Origin of the sequence: Pyrinomonas sp., from assembly GCF_040289685.1 — a bacterium.
Classification (GTDB): domain Bacteria; phylum Acidobacteriota; class Blastocatellia; order Pyrinomonadales; family Pyrinomonadaceae; genus Pyrinomonas.
The window spans coordinates 43,231-49,450 of sequence record NZ_PSLQ01000004.1; the positions used below are offsets into that span (position 1 = coordinate 43,231).

The 6,220-nt window shown below is 61.0% G+C and carries 9 protein-coding genes; 6 read left to right on the forward strand and 3 right to left on the reverse strand.

Translation table 11 applies throughout. From position 1 onward, the window contains the following. Window positions 1-96 precede the first annotated feature (96 nt). Complete coding sequence (lysA, locus tag C4334_RS02010) at window positions 97-1,518, reverse strand: diaminopimelate decarboxylase (protein WP_352430408.1); 1,422 nt, start codon at window positions 1,516-1,518, stop codon at window positions 97-99. Between the two features lie 246 nt (window positions 1,519-1,764). Here lysA and C4334_RS02015 point away from each other — a divergent pair, with 246 nt between their 5' ends. The 6 genes from C4334_RS02015 to C4334_RS02040 all read left to right on the forward strand — a co-directional run bounded on the left by C4334_RS02015 (window position 1,765) and on the right by C4334_RS02040 (window position 4,617). Then, on the forward strand, window positions 1,765-2,895 hold the full coding sequence (locus C4334_RS02015) for an aminotransferase class V-fold PLP-dependent enzyme (RefSeq protein WP_352430409.1): 1,131 nt from the start codon (window positions 1,765-1,767) through the stop codon (window positions 2,893-2,895). Between the two features lie 117 nt (window positions 2,896-3,012). Beyond that, complete coding sequence (gene eutM / locus C4334_RS02020) at window positions 3,013-3,300, forward strand: ethanolamine utilization microcompartment protein EutM (RefSeq protein WP_352430410.1); 288 nt, start codon at window positions 3,013-3,015, stop codon at window positions 3,298-3,300. Beyond that, window positions 3,297-3,569, forward strand: coding sequence for a EutN/CcmL family microcompartment protein (locus C4334_RS02025; protein WP_352430411.1), 273 nt, complete (start codon window positions 3,297-3,299; stop codon window positions 3,567-3,569). The genes eutM and C4334_RS02025 overlap by 4 nt, the downstream gene beginning before the upstream one ends. A gap of 87 nt (window positions 3,570-3,656) precedes the next feature. After that, window positions 3,657-3,941 (forward strand): EutN/CcmL family microcompartment protein, encoded by a 285-nt coding sequence (locus tag C4334_RS02030; protein WP_352430412.1) that lies wholly within the window; start codon window positions 3,657-3,659, stop codon window positions 3,939-3,941. Then, window positions 3,938-4,228 (forward strand): EutN/CcmL family microcompartment protein, encoded by a 291-nt coding sequence (locus C4334_RS02035; protein WP_352430413.1) that lies wholly within the window; start codon window positions 3,938-3,940, stop codon window positions 4,226-4,228. The genes C4334_RS02030 and C4334_RS02035 overlap by 4 nt, the downstream gene beginning before the upstream one ends. Next, the gene (locus C4334_RS02040) at window positions 4,225-4,617 is read left to right on the forward strand and encodes a hypothetical protein (protein WP_352430414.1); all 393 of its coding nucleotides are present in this window, start codon (window positions 4,225-4,227) and stop codon (window positions 4,615-4,617) included. Before C4334_RS02035 ends, C4334_RS02040 begins: the two co-directional genes overlap by 4 nt. 397 nt (window positions 4,618-5,014) lie before the next feature. Here the strand turns inward: C4334_RS02040 and C4334_RS02045 are convergent, their stop codons facing one another. Both C4334_RS02045 and C4334_RS02050 read right to left on the reverse strand, forming a co-directional pair. Further along, complete coding sequence (locus tag C4334_RS02045) at window positions 5,015-5,641, reverse strand: LemA family protein (RefSeq protein ID WP_352430415.1); 627 nt, start codon at window positions 5,639-5,641, stop codon at window positions 5,015-5,017. 83 nt (window positions 5,642-5,724) lie between these two features. Continuing rightward, the coding region (locus C4334_RS02050) for a hypothetical protein (protein ID WP_352430416.1) at window positions 5,725-6,220 on the reverse strand (496 nt) is incomplete at its 5' end.

A 6,220-nucleotide genomic window follows, 5' to 3' on the forward strand; every position in this document is an offset into this window, starting at 1 on the left:
CAAAGAGGAGAGGTAGAAGCCGACGTTGCGTGGTGGCAGAGCCTCTTTCAACGAGCGTCGGCAAGCTAACGCGCCAAAGGCGCTGTCAGCGTTGATTCAACACCAAACCTCGTTCATCAGCAGGTCTTCGTAAGAATCGCGCCGACGAATCAGTTCGCTGCGCCCATCGCCGCGCACCATGACCACGGCTGGTAGCGGGCGTCCGTTGTAAGGGAACATCTGCGCGACTGTGTAGGCGCCTGCATTGAGAAGCGCGAGCAATTCACCGGGGCGCACGTCGCGTGGCAACAAACGGTAGTCCGGAAGGCGCCCCTGACGCTCGATATCGAAATAGACGTCGCCCGAGTCGCAGAGCGGACCGGCCACTTTGTACGGCGCGTCATGCGGCGCGTCGGCGCGTGCGGCGCTGATCAATTGATAGTACCAGTGGTAGGTGCTCATCGAGAGCAAGAGGTTAAATCCGGCGTCGGTCAACAGCCATGTATCGCCCGTTTCGGGGCGGCGCTTGATGTTGCGCACCGCGGTCAGCAGCACGCCGGCATCGGCGACGATGCTGCGTCCCGGTTCGAACAGCAAAGTCAGACGATCGAACAGATGTTCGGCCTGCGCTTTCTCTGCCTCGCGCCGCGCAACGCGCAACACTTCATCGACCACGTCCGCCGGATCGAGATCGGCTGCGAACATTTCGCGTTCGTGTGCGGGCAGCGCCTCGGCTTGCGCGCGGTCGCGCAGATAGTTGACCGGAAAGCCGCCGCCGAGGTTGATGTGTTCGATCATGTGGCCGGTCGCGTGATGAACGGCGACGAGATGTCGCCAGATGACTTCGAAAGCGCGCGCAAACGGCTCGACGTCGGGCGTTTGTGAGCCGACGTGAATGTGTAGGCCGCAAAGGTGGACCAGCTCTGGATGAGCAAGAGCGCGGCTGAAAGCGGTGTCAACCTCCGCCGCCGAGATGCCGAACTTCGAGGTGAGCAGCGCCGTTTGCAACCCCGGGTGCGAGCGCGTTTCAACTTCGGGCACGAGCCTCAATGCGATGCGCGCTCGACTGCCCAACATGCGCGCTGATTTCAGGACGAGTTCGATCTCGTAGATCGAATCGACGTTGATGGCGTAGATGCCGGCTTCGACCGCTTGGTTGATCTCGCTTTCTGTTTTGCTCGTCCCGTTGAAGACGATCTGATCGGGACGGAATCCGGCGCGCAGCGCTTTGTAGAGTTCGCCGCCGCTGTTCACTTCGATGTCGATCCCCGCATCGCGGACGACGCCGAGAACGGCCATGAGCGAATTGGCTTTGGAGGCATAACAGAAGCGAATCGGGCGACTCGCCCGCTGCGCGGCGCGTTTCAACCGCGCGATGTTCTCGCTAATACGCGGTTCGGAGAAGACGAAGAGCGGCGTGTCATGCTGCTTCGCCAGTTCAATGGCGTCCACCCCATTGATGGCGAGATGCCCTCTTTGCGGTTCGATGTGACCAGCGATGGTCCATGCTGGCAACGATGCGACGTTTTGTTGAGACATGATCGTCGTCTTGTCGAGACGCTCTTAAAACCCAGCGGGAAGAGGCACATCTGCACCATGCTCTTCGCCGAACGCTGGACGCGAGGGCAGAAGCGAAGATAGTCTTGAAACCGAGCGAGGTCAAGCCGCGCCGGCGCGCGATGTTGGTTTCGACCCTCCTCCATTGAGCGAAGCCGGAGTTGGTCGCAATCAGATCGCACGGCGAAATTAGAAGCGCTGGTAAGCCGGCCAAACGAGAGGTGTGAATTGAGCGACAGGATCATCGATTGGGAAAGAGTCAGGAGCGATTTTCCGGTGACGGAGCGGCTCGTTTATCTAAACAGCGCCGCCGCCGGACCGGTGGCGCGCCCCGTCGCCGAAGCGGCCACTGGCTTCTATCAAGACATGCTGACAAGCGGCGACGCGCGGTGGTTCGAGTGGCGCGAACAGATCGAAGAGGCGCGCCAGAAAGTCGCGCGTGTGATCAATGCCGATCCGGACGAAATCGCCTTCACTACCAACACTTCGACGGGCATGAACCTGATCGTGGATGCGCTCGAGGGCGTAGGCGAAGTTATCTCGTGCCAGCTGGAGTTTCCAGTCTCCACCATTCCGTGGTTGCATCGCGGCATGGCGGTCCATTTCGCCGCGACGCCCGATGGCTGCCTCACCGCCGAAGCGATCCGTGACGCGATGACCAAGCGAACCGCCATCATCTCCATCAGCCACGTGCAATACTCAAACGGCGCGCGCGCCGACCTGTTCGAGATCGGTCGCGCTAAAGGGGATCATTGGCTGGTCGTCAACGCCAGCCAATCGGCGGGCGTGCTGCCGCTCGATGTCAAACGCATGCGCATCGATGCGCTGTGCGCAACGGGACACAAGTGGATGTGTGCGGGTTACGGCGTCGGGTTCGTCTATTTAAGTCGGCGCGTGATGGCGCGCGCCGCACCGCGCGCCATCAGTTGGATGAGCGTGCACGAGCCGTTCGCCATGCGCAACGACCGTTGCAACCCGCGCGGCGATGCGGCGGCACGAGCCGAAATCGGCTGCCCACATTTTGCCGGCATCTTCGCGCTCGGCAAAGCGGCTGAATATCTCCTCGGTCTCGGCACGGAGCGTGTGGCGGAACGCGCCCTCGCCTTGAACCAACATTTGACGCGCGAATTGGAGCGAGCCGGATGGCGCGTCCTTTCACCAGCGGGCGAAGCGCGTTCGGCAGAGACTTTGGTAGCTGCGGCTGAACCGACGCGCGTGGTCGCACACCTGAAAGCGCGCGGCATTGCCGTCACGGAAAAGCCCGAAGGCTTTCGCGTCGCCACGCATTTCTTCAATACGGCTGGCGATGTCGCGCGTCTCATTGCAGCGCTCAATGAAGCATGGGCACAGGTCATCTGATCTCGCGGTTTGTCAAGCGCCGCGCGTTTGAAGTACATTCTGCCGCGTCGCGTTCAAGGCGCGAGTTGAGTTACAATCTTTTGGGCGGAAAGGAGACCGTTTTCAAGGAGAAGAGATATGGAAGCGCTTGGCATGGTTGAGACCAAAGGCCTAGTGGCGATGATCGAGGCGGCAGATGCTATGGTCAAAGCGGCCAACGTCACGCTCGTCGGTTACGAAAAGATCGGCGCCGGATTCGTCACCGCCATCGTGCGCGGCGACGTGGCGGCGGTCAAGGCGGCCACCGATGCTGGTGCCGCTGCCGCGCGGCGCGTGGGCGAACTAGTCAGCGTTCACGTCATTCCGCGTCCACACGCGAGCGTGGACGAGAACTTGCCCGTCAGCTTCAACTACCAAGGCGGATGATCATCGCGCGCATCCTCGGCACCGTCGTCTCGACGCAGAAGGATCCGAAGCTCGAAGGGCGCAAACTGCTCATCGTTCGCCCGCTTAATCTCGATGGGTCGGATGGAAGCGGCTACTTGGTCGCTGTTGATACCGTCGGCGCCGGCTTTCACGAGCGCGTGCTTGTGGTTTCGGGCTCAAGCGCGCGCCTAGCACAGGGCATGAAAGATACGCCCGTTGATGCCGCGATCATCGGCGTGGTCGATACGGTCGATTTCATCGCCGATTGAAAGCGATCGGAAGAGCATGGAGCTCGCGCGCCATCATCGCCGCTTGTGCGGCGACGAAGGACAAGAAGCGCTTAGAGAACTTCTCCCATGCAACTTGCACGCGTCATCGGTACGGTGGTCGCTACGCAGAAGAACGAGGCGCTTGAAGGGCGCAAGCTGCTCGTCATCCAGACGCTTGATGCAGATCTGCGCCCGCAAGGAAGACCGCTCGTCGCGCTCGATGCCGTCGGCGCCGGCATCGGCGAACTCGTCTTCTGGTGTCGCGGCAAAGAGGCGAGCTTCCCGTTCGAGCGTGAGGATACGCCGACCGATTGCACCATCGTCGGCATCGTCGATTCGCCGGCGCACGTCGTGAAGGGAAAGCGTAAATGATTCTCGCGCGGGTTATCGGTTCGGTGGTCGCCACGCAGAAGAACGATCGTTACGCCAGCGCGCGCATCATGATCTGTCAACCGATCACGCCCGAAGGCGAAGAGACGGGCGCGACGTTGCTGGCGCTCGATGCGGTGGACGCTGGCGTGGGCGATACGGTGCTCGTCGTACAAGAAGGTTGGAGCGCATCGGTGGTGGCGACGGGGCGTGCTGGCGCCGCCATTGATTCGGCAATCGTCGGCGTCGTTGATCGGATCGATCTGCTGTCGCAGGAGCAAACGCTATGATGGATGAGCGGGAAATTCGCGCCGTGGCCGAACGCATCGCGCGACGCTTGGACGAGGAGCGCCCTGCGCCTGCAGACGACCTTTCGGCTTTGCGCGCTGCTCTCGCCAAGATCGAGCAGCGATTGGCTCGCATCGAGGCGCGAATCGAAGCACGCTCGACGCCAGCCGTCGAACCCGCTAGCCCGATCCAAACAACGCAAGCTGCCGAACCGGTCCGGTCAAGCCAACGCGCTTCGTCCTATATCTCTCACCCGAGTCAAGAACGATTCGAGGTCGGCGAGGCCGTCGCTGAACTCGTCGATTTTCTTCAACGGGAGAAGATCTGCAACCTCGAACCCGGCGGCAAGCCTTGCGATCATTGCGCGATGTGCAGCGCGCGCGGCTTTTGAACTCGACATCGATCGCACCAGATAAACGGCGTTCTGTTCTCATCGCTGCAGCGATGGTTTTCGCACAATTTGCGGCGAAGCGCTTCCTTGCGCCAATCACGGCCTTTCGGTGTCGCCGCTTCTTCCGTGCGTCCCCTGAGCGATTGAGCTGCGTTCTCAAAGTCCCGTCGCGTCTTCAAGTGCGAACTCCGATCTTCGGTTGAAGATGAGCGCGAAGCGCTTTTGCCTTTTGGTCTCTTCCGGTCGAGCCGAGTAGGCGTTCGCTCATCGCCTCTCCTACTCCGATGCCCTTGAAAAGAGGAAAGACAACGCGCTCGACGTCTTTCCCTTCGAAGAAAGAGGGCGCTCGACGCGGTTCCCTTTGGAAGAGATAGGAGCTGTGCGCCGACTGGCTACGTCAACGCGCGTTGCTGTTGGCGTTGTTGCGGCGCAACGCGTTCGGGTCGATGCGCGGCGCTTCGCGCGCCCCTTCCTCAGCGCGGAAGTAGGGCTCCTCCTTGAAGCCGAAGAGGCCAGCAACCAAGACCATCGGGAACTGGTTGCGCGTCGTGTTGTAATCCTGCACCGCTGCGTTGTAATCCTGTCGCGCGACGGCGATGCGGTTCTCCGTCCCGGCGATCTCGTCTTGAAGTTTCAAGAAGCTCTCATTGGAACGGAGCGTCGGATAGTTTTCAACGAGCACGAGAAGCCGCCCGAGCGCGGAACTGAGATTTTGGTTGGCTTGAATGATCTGCTCGCGTTGTTCGGGCGTGCGGTTTTGCGGATCGCCCTGCGTCGCGTTGAGCAATTGCGACCGCGCTTGGGCGATTTGGCCGAAGACTTCCTGCTCTTGTATGCCGGCCATTTGTGCGGCGGCGACCAGATTAGGGATCAAGTCAGCGCGTCGTTGCAGGGTCGCCTCGACGTTGGCCCACTTAGCCCGCACGTTCTGTTGCTTTTCGACCAGAGTGTTGTAGCCGCAGCCACTGTTGGCGAGCGCGATCAAAGCGATGGCAGCGAGCAGCGCGAAATGTTTCTTCTTCATCTTGATTCTCTCCCTCACGGTGCGAAGTGTTGTCGAATGATCCCCGCTGGCGTTTCAATCGTCGTCGGTTCGTTGGTCCGGTTTCACGTCGCATCTCCCGTCGTCGCTCTCAAGGAGTCAACGGCGGCGATGAGACGTTCGAGTTGCGCAAGATATGCTGCGAATAGCCGTTCAGCTTCGGCGAGATCAAGGTCGCTCGTTGTGCGCGCGCGCAGTTCGAGCAGCGCGTCGAAGGTCGCGCGGTCCAGCGCGAAACGTTCAACGGCGAGTTGGACGAGCTCGCGTTTGACCACAGGCGGGTTCTTCTCGCCGCTCAGGATGAGCGCGGGCACAAGCAGCGCCGCCACGCTCGAAAAGCTTTCCGCCATCAGCGCACACAGGCGCTCGGCCGAGTTCGATGCCGGCACGTAGTGGCGGCGAAGTTGAATGAGTTTGCTTCGGAGTTCGTACTCGGTTTGATGGCGCAAGTTCGCGTCCGAGATCGTGATGCCTACGAACGGATCGCTTCCGTAGAGCACGCGCCGCGCGCGTTCCATGTGGCGGAATTCGATGGGGAAAACGTCGGCCGCCGAACGCAGC

Coding starts and splice junctions, on each gene's coding strand:
- lysA (WP_352430408.1), bottom strand. CDS start 1,518: ATGTCTCAACAAAACGTCGCATCGTTGCCAGCATGGACCATCGCTGGT.
- eutM (WP_352430410.1), top strand. CDS start 3,013: ATGGAAGCGCTTGGCATGGTTGAGACCAAAGGCCTAGTGGCGATGATC.
- C4334_RS02025 (WP_352430411.1), top strand. CDS start 3,297: ATGATCATCGCGCGCATCCTCGGCACCGTCGTCTCGACGCAGAAGGAT.
- C4334_RS02030 (WP_352430412.1), top strand. CDS start 3,657: ATGCAACTTGCACGCGTCATCGGTACGGTGGTCGCTACGCAGAAGAAC.
- C4334_RS02035 (WP_352430413.1), top strand. CDS start 3,938: ATGATTCTCGCGCGGGTTATCGGTTCGGTGGTCGCCACGCAGAAGAAC.
- C4334_RS02040 (WP_352430414.1), top strand. CDS start 4,225: ATGATGGATGAGCGGGAAATTCGCGCCGTGGCCGAACGCATCGCGCGA.
- C4334_RS02045 (WP_352430415.1), bottom strand. CDS start 5,641: ATGAAGAAGAAACATTTCGCGCTGCTCGCTGCCATCGCTTTGATCGCG.